At 50.6% G+C, this 18,576-nt stretch carries 19 protein-coding genes; 17 read left to right on the top strand and 2 right to left on the bottom strand.

The window, feature by feature from the left end:
- From F3H20_RS20035 to F3H20_RS18680, 8 genes are all read left to right on the top strand, one after another.
- A partial coding sequence (locus tag F3H20_RS20035; protein WP_223191855.1) for a hypothetical protein occupies positions 1-315 on the top strand: 315 nt, incomplete at its 5' end.
- Between the two features lie 95 nt (positions 316-410).
- Complete coding sequence (gene ygiD, locus F3H20_RS18650; RefSeq protein ID WP_262501637.1) at positions 411-1,193, top strand: 4,5-DOPA-extradiol-dioxygenase; 783 nt, start codon at positions 411-413, stop codon at positions 1,191-1,193.
- Between the two features lie 431 nt (positions 1,194-1,624).
- The gene (locus tag F3H20_RS18655; RefSeq protein ID WP_223191856.1) at positions 1,625-2,389 is read left to right on the top strand and encodes an amino acid ABC transporter substrate-binding protein; all 765 of its coding nucleotides are present in this window, start codon (positions 1,625-1,627) and stop codon (positions 2,387-2,389) included.
- Between the two features lie 96 nt (positions 2,390-2,485).
- Positions 2,486-3,139 (top strand): amino acid ABC transporter permease, encoded by a 654-nt coding sequence (locus F3H20_RS18660; RefSeq protein ID WP_149736350.1) that lies wholly within the window; start codon positions 2,486-2,488, stop codon positions 3,137-3,139.
- 10 nt (positions 3,140-3,149) lie between these two features.
- A complete protein-coding gene (locus F3H20_RS18665) occupies positions 3,150-3,908 on the top strand; it encodes an amino acid ABC transporter ATP-binding protein (RefSeq protein ID WP_149736351.1) in 759 nt (252 codons plus the stop codon).
- Between the two features lie 195 nt (positions 3,909-4,103).
- Positions 4,104-5,243, top strand: a complete 1,140-nt coding sequence (locus F3H20_RS18670; RefSeq protein ID WP_149736353.1) for a CCA tRNA nucleotidyltransferase — start codon at positions 4,104-4,106, stop codon at positions 5,241-5,243.
- A 578-nt stretch (positions 5,244-5,821) separates the two neighbouring features.
- The gene (locus tag F3H20_RS18675) at positions 5,822-6,364 is read left to right on the top strand and encodes an NADH peroxidase (RefSeq protein ID WP_149736355.1); all 543 of its coding nucleotides are present in this window, start codon (positions 5,822-5,824) and stop codon (positions 6,362-6,364) included.
- Positions 6,365-6,379: 15 nt separating this feature from the next.
- Positions 6,380-6,700, top strand: coding sequence for a DUF1540 domain-containing protein (locus F3H20_RS18680; protein ID WP_149736356.1), 321 nt, complete (start codon positions 6,380-6,382; stop codon positions 6,698-6,700).
- 67 nt (positions 6,701-6,767) lie between these two features.
- On the opposite strand, the gene F3H20_RS18685 is transcribed toward F3H20_RS18680, so the two are convergent.
- Positions 6,768-8,828 (bottom strand): sodium-translocating pyrophosphatase, encoded by a 2,061-nt coding sequence (locus tag F3H20_RS18685; RefSeq protein ID WP_149736358.1) that lies wholly within the window; start codon positions 8,826-8,828, stop codon positions 6,768-6,770.
- Positions 8,829-9,216: 388 nt separating this feature from the next.
- On the opposite strand from F3H20_RS18685, the gene F3H20_RS18690 reads away from it, so the two are divergent.
- Together F3H20_RS18690 and F3H20_RS18695 are read left to right on the top strand one after the other, a co-directional pair.
- Positions 9,217-9,801: an HD domain-containing protein gene (locus tag F3H20_RS18690; protein WP_149736359.1), complete on the top strand. Its 585-nt coding sequence runs from the start codon at positions 9,217-9,219 to the stop codon at positions 9,799-9,801.
- Between the two features lie 47 nt (positions 9,802-9,848).
- Positions 9,849-10,244 carry a GtrA family protein gene (locus F3H20_RS18695; protein ID WP_223191857.1) on the top strand — a complete coding sequence of 132 codons (396 nt, stop codon included), beginning with the start codon at positions 9,849-9,851 and terminating at the stop codon, positions 10,242-10,244.
- Between the two features lie 19 nt (positions 10,245-10,263).
- On the opposite strand, the gene F3H20_RS20400 is transcribed toward F3H20_RS18695, so the two are convergent.
- Positions 10,264-13,050, bottom strand: a complete 2,787-nt coding sequence (locus tag F3H20_RS20400; protein WP_149736361.1) for a sigma 54-interacting transcriptional regulator — start codon at positions 13,048-13,050, stop codon at positions 10,264-10,266.
- Positions 13,051-13,355: 305 nt separating this feature from the next.
- Between F3H20_RS20400 and F3H20_RS18705 the strand changes: the two genes are divergently transcribed.
- The 7 genes from F3H20_RS18705 (at position 13,356) to F3H20_RS20040 (ending at position 18,284) form a co-directional block, all read left to right on the top strand.
- The gene (locus F3H20_RS18705; RefSeq protein WP_149736363.1) at positions 13,356-13,817 is read left to right on the top strand and encodes a PTS sugar transporter subunit IIA; all 462 of its coding nucleotides are present in this window, start codon (positions 13,356-13,358) and stop codon (positions 13,815-13,817) included.
- 49 nt (positions 13,818-13,866) lie between these two features.
- Positions 13,867-14,148, top strand: coding sequence for a PTS sugar transporter subunit IIB (locus F3H20_RS18710; RefSeq protein ID WP_149736364.1), 282 nt, complete (start codon positions 13,867-13,869; stop codon positions 14,146-14,148).
- A gap of 181 nt (positions 14,149-14,329) precedes the next feature.
- Positions 14,330-15,679, top strand: a complete 1,350-nt coding sequence (locus F3H20_RS18715; protein WP_149736366.1) for a PTS galactitol transporter subunit IIC — start codon at positions 14,330-14,332, stop codon at positions 15,677-15,679.
- A 97-nt stretch (positions 15,680-15,776) separates the two neighbouring features.
- The gene (locus F3H20_RS18720; protein WP_149736367.1) at positions 15,777-16,442 is read left to right on the top strand and encodes a class II aldolase/adducin family protein; all 666 of its coding nucleotides are present in this window, start codon (positions 15,777-15,779) and stop codon (positions 16,440-16,442) included.
- A gap of 46 nt (positions 16,443-16,488) precedes the next feature.
- Positions 16,489-17,493 (top strand): dihydroxyacetone kinase subunit DhaK, encoded by a 1,005-nt coding sequence (locus F3H20_RS18725; RefSeq protein WP_149736368.1) that lies wholly within the window; start codon positions 16,489-16,491, stop codon positions 17,491-17,493.
- Positions 17,494-17,509: 16 nt separating this feature from the next.
- Complete coding sequence (gene dhaL / locus F3H20_RS18730) at positions 17,510-18,145, top strand: dihydroxyacetone kinase subunit DhaL (RefSeq protein WP_149736370.1); 636 nt, start codon at positions 17,510-17,512, stop codon at positions 18,143-18,145.
- Between the two features lies 1 nt (position 18,146).
- The gene (locus F3H20_RS20040) at positions 18,147-18,284 is read left to right on the top strand and encodes a hypothetical protein (RefSeq protein WP_188128415.1); all 138 of its coding nucleotides are present in this window, start codon (positions 18,147-18,149) and stop codon (positions 18,282-18,284) included.
- Positions 18,285-18,576 lie beyond the last annotated feature (292 nt).

Consider the following 18,576-nt stretch of genomic DNA (forward strand, 5'->3'; position numbering starts at 1 on the left):
GGCAAGGGGAATGACTGGATGTTCGGCGGCGCCGGCAAGGACGTGTTCGTGTTTAATAACGATTTTGGCAACGACCATATTGTCAGCAGCAACTGTACCGATACGGTAAAGTTCACTAATATTTTCAATGCCAGTGAGTACAGCTTAAAGCAAAGCGGCGACAGCCTGGTGATTGATTACCGGCAGACAGGTGCGACCAAGACGAATGAACTGGTCCTGGACAACTGGTTTGCCAGCGGCGACCGGGTAAACCAATTCTCCTTCAACGACGGCATGTATACGGTTAAAGATAAACAGTTTGTCAGGGTGGTCTGAGGAACCGTTGGCAGGAAAGCACGGGGGTGGTGTCAAACATATGGTGTGATATAGGCTGCACAAGATGTGTTGCTGGAAGGGGATGGGTGATATCTATGAAAATGCCGGTGCTGTTTATCGGCCATGGCTCGCCGGTCAATATTCTGGAAGACAATCTGTATACCAAAAGCCTGGCAAGGCTGGGCAAACGCCTGCCGGCGCCTGAGGCCATACTGGTTGTATCGGCGCACTGGCTGACAGAAGGCAGTTATGTGACTGCTTCGGCGCAGCCGGAAACTATATATGATTTTTACGGCTTTTCCCCGGAATTGTACCAGGTACGCTATGACTGCCCCGGATCGCCTGTCACGGCAGATTTGGTGGAAACGGTGACAGCGGGGAGGGTCCGCCTCGATGCCTGCCGCGGCATTGATCACGCTGCCTGGGCGGTGCTTAAGCATATGTATCCGGCCGCCCATATTCCGGTTCTGGAAATGAGTCTGGATGCCAATAAGTCGCCCCGTGAACACTATGAGTTGGGAAAATGTCTGGCGCCTTTGCGGGAACAGGGCGTGCTAATCATAGGCAGCGGCAATATTGTTCACAATTTGCGGCGGGCAAGATTTTCCCAGTTGTATGGCGGAGCGTACGCCTGGACACTGGCCTTTGACGGCTTGGTGGAGGCAGCCCTGCTTGCCGGTGACCATGACAGCCTGATTCATTATGAAAAGCTGCCGGACGCCGACCTGGCCGTTCCTACAGATGAGCATTTCCTGCCTTTACTGTATGCCAGCGCTTTACAGGAAACGGCCGATACGCTGAAGTTTACCTGCAAGGATATTCAGAACGGCTCTATTTCGATGCGGGGTCTGATATACAGTGCGCCCAAGGGGGATTGACCATCAATTGCCGTCGTGAAGAAAGTCGGGGAAGCAGCTTGCCCCGGCTTTTCTCATGTAATCGTAAAAATGGTTACCGGGCTCGAAAGACGGGAAAGCCGCGTAGCTTGGATTGATTGGCCGCCCTGTCCGGGCAGGCGTCCCAGGCCGCGACGTAGATTGTGCTTCGATTGCCGGTGTGGCGAGGTGCGGCAGAGCAGATTAAAGCAACGGGGAGATTGGTGAACTGAGCCACAGTCAGCCTGTGCTTTGGCGCTTTGTGGTGGACAAGCTTGCCGGATGTTTTTTCAAAACTGTGAATATGAGAGCAAAGCTGAGCAGCGGGGAAGGAAAGCGGGATAACTTTGAAATTCCTCGGTTTTTAGTGATTTTGTAATTTACTACGTTAAAGTACAATAGGAATAAATGATGATGCAATGGGGGAATGGGTGTTGAAAAAGTGGTTGTGTGCGGCACTTGGTTTGCTGATGTTCGGGATGCTTGCAGCGGGCTGCGGCAATAGCGGGCCCAAAAAGATCGTGGTGGGACTGGACGATAACTTCCCGCCCATGGGTTTTCGGGATGAGAGCAATGAAATCGTAGGTTTTGATATTGATATGGCTAAGGAAGCTGCTAAGCGGGCCGGTTTGGAAGTGGAGTTCAAGCCTATTGACTGGAGCAGCAAGGAAGCAGAATTGAATGGCAAACGGGTGGATGTTTTGTGGAATGGCTTGACGATTACAGAAAAGCGCAAGGAAAATATTGCGTTTACCAAGCCTTATATGGAGAATCACCAAATCATTATCGTAAATGCCAACTCGCCGATTAAAACCAAGGCTGATTTAGCCGGTCAGGTAGTCGGCACCCAGGATGGCAGCAGCAGTGTGGAAGCTCTGGAAAAAGAGGAAGCTGTCCTGAAATCCTTTAAGGAATTAAAAAAATACGGTGACTATGTGGCCGCTTTGATGGATCTGAAAGCAGGCCGTCTGGGCGCTGTGGTTGTGGATGAAGTGGTCGGACGCTATTACATCGCGAAAAAGCCCGGCGAGTACACGGTATTAAACGATAATTTCGGAACGGAAGAATACGGTGTGGGGCTGCGCAAGGATGACAAGGCATTGCTGGATAAGCTGCAAAAAGCGATGGATGATATGAAAAAGGACGGAACGTCCGGCAAGATTTCACAGAAATGGTTTGGCGCGGAAATCGTAAAGTAGAGAAATAGGAATAAAGTGCCGGTGGATTTGGCCACAGGCACTTTATTCGTGTAAAACAGCAGCCATTTTTATTATGAGGTTACAGGAGAGTTTGTTATGCAATATGTAGGGACAATTATTGGACCGATGCTTGACGGGACAGCGGTAACGTTGAAGATGTTCTTTATCACTATTATCCTGGCGCTGCCGCTGGGCTTATTACTGGCCTTGGGGCGCATTTCCCGCTACAGGTTTTTACGCGGCGGGGTCGGCTTTTATATCTGGCTGCTGCGTGGCACACCGCTGATGCTGCAGCTATTGTTTGTTTATTTTGCTTTGCCGCTGCTGCCTTATGTCGGAATCCGGCTGGATGATTTTCCAGCGGCCGTGCTGGCCTTTGTCTTAAACTACGCCGCCTATTTTGCCGAGATTTTCCGGGCCGGCATTCAGTCGATCGATCGCGGACAATATGAGGGTGCCAAGGTGCTGGGCATGAACTATATACAGACCATGCGACGCATCGTGCTGCCTCAGGTCATTCGCCGTGTGCTGCCGCCGGTCAGTAATGAGACTATCACGCTGGTCAAGGATACTTCGCTGATTTACGTGCTGGCAATGAACGATTTGCTGCGTACTGCCCGGGCCATTGTGCAGCGGGATTTTTCCACCACTCCTTTCCTGGTGGCGGCGGCTTTTTACCTGGCCATGACGCTGGTGCTTACCTGGTTGTTCCAAAAACTGGAGCAGCGCTATGCTGCGTATGATGAGTAGAGGTATACAGATGAAAATCATAGAGGCGTATAATATTCATAAACAATTTCAGAAGCTGGAAGTGCTAAAGGGCGTTTCATTAACGGTGGAGCAGGGGGAAGTCGTGGCAATTATCGGACCTTCCGGTTCGGGAAAAAGTACGTTTTTGCGCTGTTTAAACCATTTGGAAACCATCGACCGGGGAACGATCAAAATAGCAGGTGAGACGATGGTTGCCGCCGAACGGGACGGGGACGTCGGCTATGTCTCAGAAGCGGCGATCCGGCGTATTTGCGGCAAAATGGGAATGGTGTTTCAGCAGTTTAACCTGTTTCCCCATTTGACGGTATTGGAGAATCTGATTGAGGCGCCGCTGCTGGTTCAGCAGGCACGGCGGGAAGTTATCATCCCGGAAGCGGAGCTGTTATTGCGTAAGGTCGGGCTGGTTGAAAAAAGGGACAATTATCCGTCAAGGCTGTCGGGCGGGCAGAAGCAACGGGTCGCCATAGCCAGGGCATTGGCTATGAAGCCGGAGATCATGCTGTTTGACGAGCCTACGTCGGCACTTGACCCGGAACTGACCGGCGAGGTGTTGAAGGCCATGCGGCAACTGGCGGAGGAGCATATGACCATGCTGGTGGTAACCCATGAAATGGGCTTTGCCCGTGAGGTAGCCAACCGGGTTATCTTTATGGATAATGGTGAAATTGTCGAGGAAGGAGTGCCGGAAAAAATATTTACAGCACCTTCCCATCCGCGTACTCAGGCTTTTTTGGAACGGATGCTATAAAATACAAGACAGAGGCTTGCTTCCCGGATAAGGCGGGAAGCAAGCCTCTTTTGGTGATTTGGGCCAGACTCCAGGGCATAACCGGCAAGGAGCGCTCTGGTCAGCGCAAGGCTGCTTCGCAGACATTGGCTATTGCGGCGGAACGTGCTATGATGAAAAGAAGTTATTGTGCCGCTAAAAGGAGAAATATACAGTATGAATGGGGACAAGTTGAGTGAGCAGGCGTTTGCCCAAATTATTGCCGATCATGGCGGACGACTGTATCGGGTCGGTGGCTGTGTCAGGGATGCTTTTTTAGGGAAAACGCCTAAGGATATTGATTTTTGTATCACTGGTATGGTCAAGAAGCAATTTAAGCAACTGTTTCCGGCCGCCGAGGAGCAGGGAAAATCTTTTCCGGTTTTCCGGCTGCTGGTGGACGGGGTTTGGTGTGAAGCAGCCTTTGCCCGGACTGAACGTAAAGAGGGCAGTGGCTATAAAGGTTTTGTTGTCCGTTCCAACCCCAAGGTAACGATCGAAGAGGACTTGTTTCGCCGGGATACCACCGTTAACTCAATCGCCGTTGACTGCCTTACCGGATTGGTAGTTGACCCCTTTCAGGGGCGGGCGGATATTGCCGGGAAATTATTGCGGGCGACCAGCGTTCATTTCGCCGAAGATCCAGTGCGGGCGCTGCGGCTGGCCGGACAGGCGGCCCGGCTGGATTTTACCGTCGAGCCGGCTACGTTGGCGCTGGCCGGTCAGGTTGCCGGTGAACTGGCCCAGGAGCCGCCGGAACGGCTGCTGGCGGAACTGACGAAAGTTTTGACTGATGCCGCCGAACCGGACCGATTCTTTCAGGTGCTGGCGGCAGCAGATTTGCTAAGAGTTGCGTTCGGCGAACTGGCTGCTTTGCCGTCGGATAATTTTGCTGACTCTATGACCAACCTGCGGGCGGTAGCCCGGGTGACGGCCAAGCCGAAGCTGCGGTTTGCCGTATTCGGTCTGGAACTGGCGGAGGAAGACTTGAACCGCTGGAACCAAAGGATGACCTTGCCGGGAGAATGGCTGAAGGCGGCGCTGACATTGGGCAAAGTGGCAACACTGCTCAGCGAGCCGGCACCTGGGCCTGAGCGGATTGTCCAGGCCCTGCAGCTTTTGGGACGGGGCGTATTGCCGGTGGAGGAGTTTGATCTGATCAGCCGGACTGTCGCCGCACCTTATCCCCGGCTAGACCCGTTTAAGGCCGCTCTGGCAACCCTGCCCCGCGAAACCGCGCCCCCCGGCCTGTCAGGCCGCGAACAGGGCCAGTGGATAAAACAACGCCAAATAGAGGCTATAGCCAAACTACTATAATTTTTGCAGGCACTACCGCTCAAGCCGGATAGTGCCTGCTTTTATTTTATCTCTCAAGAAGGGGCTTAGTTATTCAGAGTTTCGTATGAAAAACAGGCTGTTCATTTGTAACCGTCTGGGGTTTGGTTCTACTGGCCATTACGGAAAAAGACGGTCCGCAGGATGACCCCAGGGGGAGTTTCCGTTAAGAAATCCGCCTATGCCCTTTGGGTATTTGTCTGAGCGAAGCGAGTTGACGGATTTTAGGAAAATCCTCCTGGGGTCAAGTCTTTTGGAGTGTCAGGCCTAGATTTTTTGCTTACTTTTGTATCATGACAAAAGTAAGAATAGAACAGCTAGAAAAAATTATCTCAATAAGGCAACAATGGAGTGCTGTGCTAGAACCAATATCAAATGAAAAACTTATCAGGTAGATAAGGAAAAAGTATGAAAACCCCAATAAAATCCAACACTATAGCCAGTGCTGTACCAACCTTGAAAACAGAAATTGCTGACGGTTAACATTTCGCCATCATCTTTCCGTTTCAAAGTTGATACAGCACGGAGACATTACCTTACTACGAGCGGGAGGAACGCGGATGAAGAAGTTTGTTTGTACGGTTTGCGGCTATGTGCACGAAGGGGACGAGGCACCGGATAAGTGCCCTGTCTGTAAAGCCGGTAGGGAAAAATTCAAGGAAATGTCCGGTGAATTGGCCTGGGCCGATGAGCACCGGGTCGGGGCAACCAAGGATATCCCCGCCGAGATGGTGGAAATGCTGCGGGCCAATTTTACCGGCGAATGTACGGAGGTGGGGATGTATCTGGCCATGTCACGGCAGGCTGACCGGCAGGGCTATCCGGAAGTGGCGGAAGCCTATAAGCGAATTGCCTTTGAAGAGGCCGAGCATGCCGCCAAATTTGCCGAATTGTTAGGCGAGGTTGTGGCCAGCGATACCAAGGCCAACCTGAGTGCCCGGGTAGAGGCGGAGTATGGTGCCTGTGAAGGGAAGAAAAAACTGGCGGTCATGGCCAAACAGTTGAATTTTGACGCCATTCACGATACGGTGCATGAGATGTGCAAGGATGAAGCCCGGCATGGCTGTGCGTTTAAGGGCCTGCTTGACCGGTATTTTAAATAACAGGAGGGAATATTGTTGGATAAAATTCGTTGTGATGTTGTTAGCTGTGCTCATAACAAAGACCGTGCTTGTTACGCGAACTGTGTGGATATTGTCGGAAGCTCGGCACGCGATGCCCAGTCCACCAACTGTGGATCTTTTTTAAACAAGGCCCACTATTCCCAGCTTACCGACAACACCCTTAGCTCCGGGTCCTGCGACTGTCTGCAATGTGCGGTGGAAACCTGTAAGTACCATGACAATCACTTGTGTGCGCTGGGCTCCATTCAGGTCAGCGGCGGCGCCGTCGATTATTACACTTACACTCAGTGTTCCAGCTTTGTCTGTCAGGACTAGTTCTGGAAAGACAAAAAAAGCTTCCGCCGCCAGATGTGGTGCGGAAGCTCTGTTTTTGACCGGTTTTCTAGACATAGAAGGAAGCCAGCACCAGTGTAATCGTGCTGAGCAGCTTAATTAATACATGCAGTGACGGACCGGCCGTATCTTTGAACGGGTCGCCTACCGTGTCGCCAACGATGCTGGCTTTGTGGGCTTCCGAATTTTTCCCTTCATAGACACCGCTCAGTTCGATGCACTTTTTGGCGTTATCCCAGGCGCCACCGCCGTTATTCAAGAGCAGTGCCATCAAAACGCCGGTCATGGTCGATACCATCAGGAAGGAAGCAGCCGCTTCGGCTTTTAAAAAGACGCCCACTAAAATGGGAACAACTACGACGATCACACCGGGCAGGATCATTTGTTTCAAAGCGCCGCGGGTAACAATATCGACGCAGGTTGCATAGTCGGGCTTAGCTGTTCCTTCCATAATCCCCTTGATTTCCCGGAACTGACGGCGCACTTCGCGGATGACATACTGTGCCGCATGGCTGACCGCCCGGATCGCCGTCGAGGTAAACAGAAAGACCAGCATGGCACCGAAAAAGCCGCCGACGAAGACTTCGGGTTTACCGATGTCAACCACCCGGTTAAAGGTTTTGTCCAGCAGTTGAACTTCATCCAGATAAGCCGAGAACAAAAGGAAGGTAGCCAGGGCGGCGCTGCCAATGGCATAGCCTTTGGTGATCGCTTTAGTCGTGTTGCCGCAGCCGTCCAGTAAATCGGTGATAAAGCGAACATTGGCCGGTTGCTGGGACATTTCCACGATGCCGCCGGCATTATCGGTAATTGGACCGAAGGTGTCCATCGCTAAAATATAGGCGCAGGTGGAGAGCATACCCATCGTAGCCACTGCCGTGCCATACACACCGCCATCGGGAATGCCGCTGATGGCCCCCAGGTAGTGGGAGGATAGCAGTGCTGCCGAAATAATGATAACCGGAGCTACAACGCTTTCAAGGCCTACGGCAAAACCGGTGATGATGGTCGTTGCCGGACCGGTTTGGCAGGAACGGGCAATCTGCCGGACGGGACTGTATTTAAAATCAGTGTAATACTGGGTAACCAGCACGAATAAATAGCTAGTGATGATGCCAATCACGGCGCAGCCAAAGAAGTAAAGGCCACTGCCATTTTTATTGATCATTTGGTCGGTTACAAAGTACATAGCGATCGTTGACAGGATGCTGGTCACGGCATAGCCGATATTAAGCGATGCCATAGGGTTGGGATCTTCCGACTCATCGTCATGGTTCCGGACAAGAAAAATTCCGACGATTGAGGCCAGCAGCCCAAAGGCACGGGCTACCAACGGGAACAGGATGCCGTTGACACCGAAAGCGGGAAATAAGGCAATGCCTAAAATCATGGCGCCAATATTCTCGGCTGCGGTGGATTCAAACAAGTCGGCGCCACGGCCGGCGCAATCGCCTACGTTATCGCCAACCAGATCGGCGACTACGGCAGGATTGCGGGGATCATCCTCTGGAATGCCAGCCTCCACTTTGCCGACCAGATCGGCCCCGACATCGGCCGCTTTTGTGTATATGCCGCCGCCAAGCTGGGCAAACAGAGCCACGAAGCTCGCGCCAAAGCCAAAGCCGACAATCAGTAAAGGCGCTTCCCGGGGATTGTTGAACCCGTCGAACATGTAAAACAATCCGGCCACGCCCAAAAGGCTGAGGGCCGTTACCGCCAAGCCGGTGACGGCCCCGCCCCGGAAGGAAATCTTTAACGCGTCGTTGAGACTTTTCCGGGCGGCTGAAGCCGTCCGCAAATTGGCATTAACCGATACATACATGCCGATGAACCCGGCTAAAGCTGAACATAAGGCACCGATAATAAACGCAAGGGGAGTATGTAAGCCATCCTTGCTCATAATGCTTAAAATTATGGCTACGATAACTGCTAGAATGGCAATGGTTGTATATTGCCGCTTGAGAAACGCCATTGCTCCTTGCTTTATTGCCAAAGCGATTTCCTGCATGGCTGGATCCCCACGGTCTGCTTTAAAAATGTACCAGACCAGATAGAGAATGACCAAAACAGTAATACCACCAGACAAGGGAATAGTAAATGATAGGTCCATTTGATACCACTCCTTTTTTTGAAATGTTATTTATTTTACAGCGGCATAGCTGTCAAATCAATTGATAAATAACATCTGGGGCAAACCGTCTATTCAGTTTTATTCTACTAGGGAAAGCGCGGGACTCATTTTGAACAAATGTGCTTACTCTCATTATAATCCAGTCGCTGGAAGAATCAATAGGTTGCGTGAAAATCCATACTGATAAACTATATGCAAATATCTTACAGGATAATACAAAAATTCCGACCGACGCTTGCTCGGGCCGACGCGCCGGGTTTGACAGCGGGTTACAGGAGTAGGCCGGGCGGTTGGCGAATAGATAAAAGGTGAGAGCTATAGAGCCTCATCAACATTAAAAATCTGCCGATCCGGGAGGAGAGAGAATATGAAGGAACGACTGAGTAAGCAGCTTGCTTTTATTGTGGAAATTGACAAGTTGAAGCAAATATTCCGGCAAAGCCGACTGATTGGCGTAGACCGGAACGAGAACGATGCCGAGCATTCCTGGCATTTGGCGGTTATGGCTATGCTGCTGGCTGAATATGTCGGGAAAGTGGATGTACTGAAAGTGATAAAGATGGTGCTTATCCATGACTTGGTGGAAATCGGGGCGGGCGATACGTTTTGCTACGATGAGGCGGCCAATCGGGACAAACGGGAGCGGGAGCTTAAAGCGGCCGAAGAGCTTTTTGGTTTGCTGCCAGCCGACCAGGCAAAAGAAATCAGAGAATTATGGGACGAGTTTGAAGCCATGCATACGCTGGAAGCCCGCTTTGCCGCCTGCCTTGACCGCCTGGAGCCCTTGCTCTTGAATTATCATACTCAGGGGCATACCTGGCAAAGGCCCGGCATCACCAGCGCCAAGGTATATGCCCGCTGTGAAGTGCTGAAAGATACGGCTCCCGCTTTATGGGAGTATGTGCAGGAGTTAATTGAGTCGGCGATAAACCGGGGTTTCCTGGTCCGCTAAGCCGCCTGATGATGCCCCTAACCATATACGAGAAAGAGGTGAAGGCTTTGGCGGGACGGGAGCTGACACAATTGCTGCGCTTTTGCATTGTGGGATTCGCCAATATGACCGTAGACTTTGCGGTGTTTTTTGTATTGACCCATTACGGCGTGCGGTATTTGCCGGCCCAGGTGTTTTCTTATTCGGCCGGGGTGGTCAATAGTTTTATTCTTAACCGGACCTGGACTTTTCGTTTGACCTCCCGGCCGCAGGTAGCGGAAATCGTAAAGTTCTGCTGTCTGAACGGAGCCTCTTTAGGTGTATCGGCCGGAATTTTGTTTATCGCCCGGGATACGTTTCAATTAAACCTGTGGCTGGGCAAATTGATTGCCACGGCCGGCGGCGTGGCGGTCAACTTTATTGGCAGCCGGTGCTGGGTGTTTCGCCGGGCGGCTGGTGAGTAGGCGGGCAAGGCAGTGAAACTCATACATGACATTTGATGATTTTCACAATATAACAAATCTCATCGTCATTAATCACTGTATCATATTCCTTAGCTAAGCTGTCGAGCACCTGACGGGTTTGTTCGAATTCCGGCTGATTTTCCTTTATAAAAGAGTGCATATTCTCAAAAACCACAGCATCTTTGTGAAGACAGCGGTCAAGCATGCAGCCCATATGGACGATCAAATCCAGCAGCAGGTCCTGGTTGTCGGGTATGTAGGGCAGTTTGCTGAGGCATTTTTTTATATTGACTACGGCAAGCTTGGGATTAACATACTTTACATATTTCTCCAACATATCCTTGGCTGTTTCATAGACGGTTTTGCTGGTTGCCGCCGGTATGGCCAACCGTTGCAGGCTGTTGTCCAAAAGTTGGAACAATTGTTTTTGATAGGCTGCGTCCAGCAGCTTGTTAATGGAAAAATAGGGGATGGAAAGTCCCGGGTTGATATTGCCGACGGCCGCAACGACTTGATAATGCTGCTGCAGGTCGCTAAGCTGTTTTTGGGCATGGAGATAGTCGACGGCAACCACTTTTACTTCTTCCCTGTAACGGTTTTTGATCAATTCCTCCAGAATATTCTTGGCAATCAGGCTGGAGCCTTGACCGGTAATGCAGACAGACAAGAGCGCTGGCTGCATTTTTTTCACCGGTGCCAAGGAGGCCGTTTTTTGGTTGGTTAAGGTATGAAAAAGCGTATCCAGGTCGTCCTGTTTATAAAGGATGTTGCGCAGTACCTCCAGGATAAGCGGTGTCGAAACCTGATCAATTGTTTTTACCTTTATGCCGGTGTCGGCCATCAACTGCTCTTCAAACTGCAGCAGAGAGCCCATATCGACCAGAAGAATGATGCCTTTGCCGCGATGGATGGCCATAGCGGTACTTTTTACTTTGTTGTAGGTCTCGCTGATCGTTGCGTTGAGAGGCATATCAATAGCCTTGATCCACTCGGTATTCAGCAGGAGTCTGGCTACATTAGCCATACTGGTTGCCGTTGTGTCGCCGTGGCAGACGACGATAATGCCGATTTTATCACCGCTGGGGGCTTCCAGGCGGTTATGTGCCAGCAACAGGGCCAGAAACCCTTTTTCATCCTCCGGGATGACTACGCCGAATTTTTCGCTGAGGGTCTTTACCAATTCCCGGGCAAGCTGAAATTCCTTGGGGTTTTCCCGTTTGATTTTGGACAAATGCGGATTGGGAACCGAGCGGCCTTCCTCGATGCGTTTTAGCAAGGCCTGAATATGAAAAGACAAGCCGAAAATGAACTTATTGTTGAATTTGGTCACCAGATAATGTTGGGCAAATTCAATCAGTTCCGAAGTGGCGTCAACAATTTCCCGGGGGATAAGCTTATATAGCGTGTCAATATTGGGCCGGGCACTGTGAAAGTTTTTCATGATGCTGCTGAAATACTCCTCAACCTGATTTTTCAGCGCCTCATTGATATTGTCGTTGCTAAGCCCCTGGCGTTTCAAATCGTTCATTTGGTCCGAGATTAGTTCATAAATATCATTTTTCATCTCAAAAGGATAGGGATTCAGGTCTTGCGAAGGAGAAATAATAACGTTCTCAGAGAACATATTCAAGTAATTTTTCGTTGCCGGGTCCTGCTTGGCATAATCGAAGAGCCCTTCCCGGATATCCTTGGACAGCATGGAAAACTCAATGGTAATGGTTTGATTGTTCTGGAGGTGCTGTAAAAAGGCTTTGGCGCACAGCAGCTTTATTTCCGAGCGCAACTGGCCGATGTTGCCGATTTTGAAGGGGTAGATGGCCAGTGCTTTAAGCACGTCCGGGGTAAGGATGATTTGTTTGCTTAAATTCAACGCTTCTATGTAGAAAAAGTGGTCAATGATCTCCACCTTTTCACTGATTGGCTTTTCATTGAAGGCCGGCAGGGTTATGGTAACCGGAATGCGGCGGATAAAGGTTGCCAGAAGGGCTTTGTCGGGACTTTCGGTTGTTGCGCCGATAATAAGCAGATTGCTGTTGCGCTTGGTTCCCGTTTCGCCGAGACGGCTGTACTCTCCCTTGTCCATGAGGTGAAACAGCATTTCCTGGCCGTCGGGAGGCAAACGGTGTATTTCATCGAGAAACAAAATGCCGCCATTGGCTCTTTCCACCAGACCGGCCTTATCACGGTCGGCTCCGGTGAAGGCGTTTTTTACATGTCCGAATAGCTGGGAGAGCAATAGCTGGGGATTGTTAAAATAGTCGGCGCAATTGAAGGTGACCAGGGGATAGGTTTCCGGCGTTTGGTGTTTGATCACCATACCGTAAGCATGCATCGCGTCGGCAAAGGTGGTTTTTCCTACACCGCTTTCGCCCAGAATAAGGGTATGCAGGCCTTTGGGTGGATACACAATGGCGGCTTTGGCCTGACCGATTTGGTTGGACAGGCTGCCGGTGTGACCCAACAGGCGCAAAAAGGGATCGCCTTCCTGCTCCAGACTGACCGTGGCTAATGCCGCGTTCAGTTCGGCAAGCGTCAAAGTGGTCTTGTTCTTCAACCTTTCGTTTTGTAGCGTGGCGATCAGGCTGTGCGGCAGAAAGGTGACCGGCCGGCTGTTGATTTTGACCAGCCGTTTTTCTTTCCACAATTGGTTTAACAGGGTGCTGGCATTATTCCGGACAATTCCCAGCTCGTTTTGGATACGCATAGCGTCGATGCCTGGATTGCGGCCAAGCTGAACGGCATTTAACAATTCATGATAAGTTAGGTTGTCTTTGATAAACTGCATAATACGGTCAGATTTTTTCATTTGCTTCACTCCATGGAAAAATCGGCAGTGCATATGGCTCAAAAGCGGAATTCCTTTAGTTAAAGAATAAGGGATTCCTTTTGTTTTGTCCAGCCATTCTCGCTTAAGCTAGATAATACGGGCCAAATCAGCCTTTTGGAAGATGACGATAAAATTATGCACTAACTATTATTATTTTGAACAGTGCATAATTTAAGACGCTCAATAGGGAAGGATACAAGCGGTTCTTCATTATGCACTAGCCTGGCATAGGACTTGCAATAGATAGGGTTGACAGGAAATAATCCAAGAAGGAGGAGCTGCAAATGAGTACGTCATTGTTAGATGAAGAACTGATTTTATTAGACTACACGGCTGATGATAAGGAGCGGCTGCTTGCCCAGTTGGCGGCTGTCTTGCATAGCAAAGGGTATGTAAAAGAAAGTTATGGTCCCGCCGTTATCGAACGGGAAGCTGTCTTTCCTACCGGGTTAAAGACTTTAGGGGTAGAGGTGGCGGTGCCCCATACCGATCCGAAGCATGTGAAGCAGGCTGCCATCCTGGTCGCCCGCCTTGCTGCCCCGGTTATTTTTAAGGAAATGGGCAACAGTGGCAAGGAGGTGGCGGTGAAGCTGGTCTTCATGCTGGCGGTTACCGATCCCAAGGAACATTTGACCACCTTAAGCAAGCTAATGGCTATTTTTTCCGATAAAGAGAAACTGCTTGCCTTGTATCAGTCCGATAGCCCTAAAACGATGATTTTACTGTTAAATAGAATATTGGCGTAACTTCCGGCTACACCGGAGTTCAGCAATAAAAGAAAAAGGAGTGACAGAAATGAAAAAAATCTTTGTGGCCTGCGGCTCAGGAGTGGCGACTTCCCAGACCGTGGCATCCAAAATTGGCAGCCTGTGTGAGGAGGAAGGGCTGGACGTGGCGGTAGAGGCGGTCGATATCAAGTCACTGGAAAGTATTATTGATCAATGCGATATCTATGTATCCATTGTGTCCAGCGGCGCAAATATCTGGAATGTACCGACCATTAGCGGCATTCCCTTTTTGACGGGGGTCGGCATGGATGAGGAATTTGAGAAATTGAAGGGGTTTCTCCAACAGTAGATATAAGGATATGGGCGCAGCAATAAAAAAAGCTTCCCTGCCGTAAGCAGAAGAAGCTAAAGGAAAATAGTACAAGGCTATTATATCATGTTACTGGCTGTAGAGTAAGAGGCGGAGGGTAACGATATACGGTATCCGCCGGGGTTTGGCTGAAAAATAAGAAATGGGAGATGAAAGCTATATGGAAGCAGTTTTAAATTATATACTGGGCTTAGGGGCGGCGATCTTCTTGCCGGTTATCATGATCCTGCTGGGTTTGCTGATGAAAATGAAGCTGAAACGGGCTGTTGTTGCCGGTTTAACCTTAGGCATTGCCTTTACCGGCATGAATGTTGTCCTGGGCTTTATGTTTAATGCTATCAGTCCGGCGGCAGCGGCCCTGGTTAAACGGACGGGGCTGGAGCTAACCGCCATTGATGTGGGCTGGTCACCGATTGCCGCCATTGCCTGGGCCTGGCCGTATGCATTGGTGTTGTTTCCCGTCCAAATTATCATCAACCTGGTGATGCTGGGCTTTAAGTGGACCAATTGCCTGAATGTGGATTTATGGAATGTCTGGGGAAAAATTTTTGTAGCCAGCATGGTTTCTTATCTTTCAGGCAGTCTGATGCTGGGGTATGTTGCGGCTGCCATACAGATCATTCTTGAATTGCTTAATGCCGATCTCACGCAGAAACAATTGCAAAAAATCAGCAATATTCCCGGCGTAGCCTGTACCCACCCGATGATGCTTCAATGCGTCTTTTTAGGCCTGATAAACAAGGTGCTGGATTTTATACCGGGCATCAATCAGGTCAATCTGGATGCCAAAGGGCTGAAAGACAAGCTGGGGATCTTTGGCGAGAACAGTGTGATGGGCTTTATTGTCGGAGCACTCATTGCTTTAATGGGCGGCTATGCCGTTAAGGATATTCTGATTACCGCCGTACAGGTTTCCACCGCCATGGTGCTTTTCCCGATGGTGGCCAAACTGTTTATGCAAGCCCTGGCGCCGATTGCCGATGCGACAGGCAGTTATATGAAAAGCAAATTTAAGGGCCGGGATTTTTATGTCGGACTTGATTGGCCCTTTCTGGCCGGACAGAATGAGATATGGGTTACCGCCATTATTTTGGTGCCGGTGGAGCTGATTTTGGCCTTGGTCATGAGTCGCATGGGCATGAATAACGTCATTCCGCTGGCTTCGATTATCAACGTTTGCGTTACTGTTCCCGCGCTGGTTGTTACGGGCGGCAATCTATTCCGGATGATTATTGTTTCGATTATTGCCACACCGATGTATCTTTCGGTAGCGACCAGCTTTGCCCCCATGATTACTAAAATGGCGGCTGCCACCGGTACGCTTAACGTAAACGCCGGACAGTACATCACCTGGATTCAACTGGAGGCGCCGGAATTCCGCTGGGCACTGGCCCATGCCTTTAATGGCGAATTGCTGGGTGTGGCCATGCTGGCGATCTTTGCGATAGCCTTTGTCTGGTATTACAGGCACATGCAGGGCATCAATGCCAAACTGAATCAGACGAGATAGTCCGGGAGTACATGTTTTGCCGATTTCCCGATGAGACATGTACTCTTTTCATAACAGGCAGCAAGTAAGATTAATCATGGAAATGGAGTGAAGCAATATGTTGGAAGAGTTGAAAAAGCAGGTTGTTGCGTATGCCTTACAGGCCGATCGTTCCGGGTTATGCAAGCACCGGGCCGGTAATTTTAGTGTGCGGGACCCTGAAAGCGGCTATGTCTGTATTACACCGACAGGAGCAGACCGGGAAGAATTAAGCTATCATGACATTGTCGTCCTCGATTTGGCGGCCCGTGTGGTAGAGGCGGAAACGGGGCTGCGCCCGACCAGCGAGACGCTCATGCACCTTGCCGTTTATCAAGCCAGGCAGGATGTCCATGCCATAGCCCATACCCATTCCCGCTATGCTACCACCTTTGCCGTGTTAAAAAAGGAAATTCCGGCGATCGTTTATGAGGTGGCCGGGCTGGGCTGTAAGGAAGGGTATATTCCTGTGGCGCCGTACGGCAGGCCCGGCACACCGGAGCTGGCGCAAAGCGTGGTGGCGCCGCTGGCCATTGCCGATGTGGCATTGATGGAAAGCCACGGTGTTATTGCGGTAGACAAAATACTGAAGGAAGCCCTGCTGAAAGCCCATTATGTGGAGGAGCTGGCAGAGATTTATTACCGGACGCTTATGCTCAATCAGGGCAAGGAACCACCGGTAGTACCGCTGGGCGAATTGCAGAACTGGGAATATCCGCGGCAAATTCAGCTATTAAAAAAGTGAGGTGCTTTTGCACTGGTACTTCACAGCAGATGAGAGGAGTGGAGCTATGAAAAAGCTCATTAATAGACCGGAGGATTTTGCGCGGGAAACGGTGGAAGGCATCGTCCTGGCCCATCCGGAAAGTTTGCGGATGGTAAACAATAATCACCACTGCCTGGTGCGGGCCGATGAAAAAAGGGCCGGTAAAGTGGCCATTGCCACCGGCGGCGGTTCGGGCCATTTGCCGGTTTTTCTCGGTTACGTGGGCTTTGGGCTAGCCGATGGAGTTACTGTAGGCAATGTCTTTGCCTCGCCCAGCGCTGAAGCAATGCATGAAGTGGATAAGGCTATTCATGCCGGAGCCGGGGTGCTGCACCTATATGGGCGTTATGGCGGTGATATCATGAATTTTGGCATGGCCAGGGATTTGGACGAAATGGAAGGCATCGAAGTGACGGAAGTGCTGGTTTCCGATGATCTCGCGTCGGCTCCCAGGGGCAAGGAGGATAAACGGCGCGGTGTGGCCGGTCTGGTCTTTGCTTATAAAGTCGCCGGTGCTGCGGCCGAAAATATGCTTTCCCTGGCTGAGGTCACCCGCATTGCGCAAAAAACAGTGGATAATACCCGGACTCTGGGAGTGGCGCTGACGCCCTGCATTGTACCGGAAGCAGGCAAGGCGACGTTCAGCATTGGCGAAGATGAAATGGAGATTGGCATGGGCATCCATGGCGAGCCGGGGATTGAGCGCAGTAAACTGAAACCGGTCGATGCAGTGGTGACAACTATGATAAACCGGATTGTTGAGGATTTGCCGTATCAAGCCGGTGACAGAGTGGCGATACTGGTCAACGGTCTGGGCAGTACGCCGAAGGAAGAACTGTATCTGGCCTATCGCAAAGCGCACAGCCTGCTGCAGGACAAGGGAATTTCCATTCACCGCAAATATATCGGGGAATATGCCACCTCGCTGGAAATGGCCGGCATGTCGATCAGCCTGTTAAAATTGGATGATGAATTGCAGAATCTGCTTGATGCACCCTGCTATTCCCCCTTTTTTGCCCAGTTTAGATAGCGGAGGTGATGGATAGATGGCAGTTATAACAAAAGAAGGTTTAAAAAAAACCTTGGGTTCGATTGTGGAAGTGCTGAACCGGGAGAAAAATTATCTGATTGAGCTGGATGCCGCCATGGGTGATGGTGATTTGGGACTTACTATGTGCCGTGGCTTCCAGGCGGTTTATGAGGAAATAGACCGCCTGGAGGAAACGGATATGGGGAAAATATTCATGAAGCTGGGGATGAAAATGAACGCCACCGTACCCTCCACGATGGGGACGCTGATCGCCACCTGCCTGATGAAAGGGGCGGCACCGGTCAAGGGTAAGGAAACACTGCAGCTCAGTGACCTGGTCGTGATGGGACAGGCCGCCGTACAGGGCGTAATGGAGCGGGGCAAGAGCACGGTGGGGGATAAAACCATGCTGGATGCGTTGTTTCCTGCCGTGGAAGCGTTAGCGGCGGCAGTCATACAGGGCCAGCCGCCGGCTGAAGCCGGTGCGGCCGCCTATCAGGCAGCGGTTGCCGGCGTGGAGCAAACTAAAACCCTGCAATCGGTTCATGGCCGGGCGGCTTACTATAATGAGAAATCTGTCGGCCGCCAGGACCCCGGTGCCACAGCGGTTATGTTGATTATTAAAGGGATTGTGCAACCCGAAGGCAACTAGAATGGGAAACGAAAAGAAGCCAAGCCGGCAGTGGACCACCGCCGGGCGGGCTTCTTTTTTGTCCGAACCGGCGTCGGCCGGGATTGAACGGGAGGATTCTTCCAAGGTGGTAATCATCGGATGGGGACGGTTATTGTGAAAACTAAAATTAACGAAACAGGAAAAAGGGAAACCCAAATAACCCTATCCCAATAGATAAAAAAGAATAGGTGTAAAAGACCGGATATATTTGAAAAATAAAGACGTACGTAATATAGTTAAGATAAGCTATTATGTCGTGGTGGCGATGAGCATGCCTGCAAGGCAATATTTGAGTCATAAAACTCGCCAGATTCCAACAGCTTGTAGATAAGCGTTAGAATCTTTCTCGCCACTGCAATAATAGCCTTTTTTCTGCCTAGTTTTCCCTGTCGCGACCAAAACCATAAAGC

Origin of the sequence: Propionispora hippei DSM 15287, from assembly GCF_900141835.1 — a bacterium.
Lineage (GTDB): Bacteria > Bacillota > Negativicutes > Propionisporales > Propionisporaceae > Propionispora > Propionispora hippei.

What these genes read in the sequence shown, in the direction of transcription:
- F3H20_RS18670 (WP_149736353.1), top strand. Translation starts at nt 4,104, where the DNA reads ATGAATGGGGACAAGTTGAGTGAGCAGGCGTTTGCCCAAATTATTGCC.
- F3H20_RS18715 (WP_149736366.1), top strand. Translation starts at nt 14,330, where the DNA reads ATGGAAGCAGTTTTAAATTATATACTGGGCTTAGGGGCGGCGATCTTC.
- dhaL (WP_149736370.1), top strand. Translation starts at nt 17,510, where the DNA reads ATGGCAGTTATAACAAAAGAAGGTTTAAAAAAAACCTTGGGTTCGATT.
- F3H20_RS20400 (WP_149736361.1), bottom strand. Translation starts at nt 13,050, where the DNA reads ATGAAAAAATCTGACCGTATTATGCAGTTTATCAAAGACAACCTAACT.
- F3H20_RS18675 (WP_149736355.1), top strand. Translation starts at nt 5,822, where the DNA reads ATGAAGAAGTTTGTTTGTACGGTTTGCGGCTATGTGCACGAAGGGGAC.
- F3H20_RS18725 (WP_149736368.1), top strand. Translation starts at nt 16,489, where the DNA reads ATGAAAAAGCTCATTAATAGACCGGAGGATTTTGCGCGGGAAACGGTG.
- F3H20_RS18690 (WP_149736359.1), top strand. Translation starts at nt 9,217, where the DNA reads ATGAAGGAACGACTGAGTAAGCAGCTTGCTTTTATTGTGGAAATTGAC.
- F3H20_RS18720 (WP_149736367.1), top strand. Translation starts at nt 15,777, where the DNA reads ATGTTGGAAGAGTTGAAAAAGCAGGTTGTTGCGTATGCCTTACAGGCC.
- F3H20_RS20040 (WP_188128415.1), top strand. Translation starts at nt 18,147, where the DNA reads ATGGGAAACGAAAAGAAGCCAAGCCGGCAGTGGACCACCGCCGGGCGG.
- F3H20_RS18705 (WP_149736363.1), top strand. Translation starts at nt 13,356, where the DNA reads ATGAGTACGTCATTGTTAGATGAAGAACTGATTTTATTAGACTACACG.
- F3H20_RS18685 (WP_149736358.1), bottom strand. Translation starts at nt 8,828, where the DNA reads ATGGACCTATCATTTACTATTCCCTTGTCTGGTGGTATTACTGTTTTG.
- F3H20_RS18665 (WP_149736351.1), top strand. Translation starts at nt 3,150, where the DNA reads ATGAAAATCATAGAGGCGTATAATATTCATAAACAATTTCAGAAGCTG.
- ygiD (WP_262501637.1), top strand. Translation starts at nt 411, where the DNA reads ATGAAAATGCCGGTGCTGTTTATCGGCCATGGCTCGCCGGTCAATATT.
- F3H20_RS18710 (WP_149736364.1), top strand. Translation starts at nt 13,867, where the DNA reads ATGAAAAAAATCTTTGTGGCCTGCGGCTCAGGAGTGGCGACTTCCCAG.
- F3H20_RS18660 (WP_149736350.1), top strand. Translation starts at nt 2,486, where the DNA reads ATGCAATATGTAGGGACAATTATTGGACCGATGCTTGACGGGACAGCG.